At 45.4% G+C, this 1,323-nt stretch carries 1 protein-coding gene; it reads right to left on the bottom strand.

What is annotated here, in order from left to right:
• Positions 1–146 precede the first annotated feature (146 nt).
• A complete protein-coding gene (locus tag H8E27_07775) occupies positions 147–608 on the bottom strand; it encodes a hypothetical protein (GenBank protein ID MBC8325507.1) in 462 nt (153 codons plus the stop codon).
• Between the last annotated feature and the right edge of the window lie 715 nt (positions 609–1,323).

Here is a 1,323-nt window from a genome sequence, read left to right as displayed (position 1 = left end):
CGCCGCTGGTGGATAGGTGGTGTAGGTTTCTGTTCCCAGGATCCAAGAAATGAACAACCCCTCCCCAGCCTTCCGGGCAAGTCATTGCTGAACGGGCCGGATTTGTTGAGGTGAATTGGGGGGCTCTTCGGTCCAACACAGGGTCTTTATTTTGTAGGGGCCCGATCCGCGCAACTACCGAAAACTCGAATGTTGCCTGCAAGAAAAACGAGTGAGCTGAAAAACATAACCACAGGAAATTTGAACAAATCACCCATATCATCAATTGAAATCTTGTCGCTTGCCATCGCCTCAAGTAGGGAAAATAATATGAGAGTTCCTAACCACAAAACCGTTCCTGCCAACGTCAGCATATTTAGTCCGCTGTAACATTTCACAAAAATGTTGTCTCGCGGCAGCATTTCGTTGTTTCCAGTCCAGTTGCGCCAAAGAACCGCAAGGAGAAAAAGTGAAATGCCGCTAGACACCAACAGGGCGGACCCCATGCGAAATGCTTGCCAGCCTTTTTCGCTTTCTTCTGTGTCCCAGTTATAGTTTTCCATATCACCGATAATGTTGAAACAAATCATCGTCCAAGCTATAAAAAACAACCAAGCGGAATTATTCATTAGGGTGAAAATTACCGCGGACTTGCCACTGAAAAGGACTTTTCCAGACTTTCTCTCTTCAGCCCGTGATAGAAAATAGCACACGATTATTACGAATAGGGATAGAGCAAACACGGAAGCAAGAATCCCCATCAATAAAACACCTAATTCAGACGACTGCATAGGGCATGCTATATTTTCTTTTATATTTATGCAGGCAATTTGTATGGTTAGATCTCAATATTTTCAATTCGGTTTTTCATAGGGGTGAGCTTTATTTGATGAGATGTCGAACTCACCCCATAGGCCGGGAATTAACCAAATTGAAAACTAAACGATGCTCAGGACAGTTTGCGCACAAATCATAGTTGAACCGGTAGTTGGTGATGGGGGCGGCGGTTAGTGGCTCCGTCATTGACTTAAATCGTCAACCCCACCAGACCCACTCGCAACCTCGCCTTCGACGTCACCCCCTCAGGCCTAATCACCGGCATCATCACCCCCAAAGAAATCTTCAAGCCGAAAGAACTGTGGCGGGAACGCAAGCGGTTGGGTTTTATTTGAATCGCCAAGGCACAAAGTCACCAAGTTTTTATGACCCGCAGTCCAGCACACTGCTGAAGGTTGCCATCTTTTCTATCCCTTGATTCAAATTAAACAGTGATACAAATAAAATTTGAAAAAGTATCCAGATATGATAACATCAATCGATGTCTGACCTTTCGCACCCGTGCCC

Source organism: Limisphaerales bacterium (assembly GCA_014382585.1).
Classification (GTDB): Bacteria; Verrucomicrobiota; Verrucomicrobiia; order Limisphaerales; family UBA1100; genus JACNJL01.
Note: the sequence above shows the minus strand (reverse complement) of the source record. Positions and strands in the feature narration are given on the sequence as shown.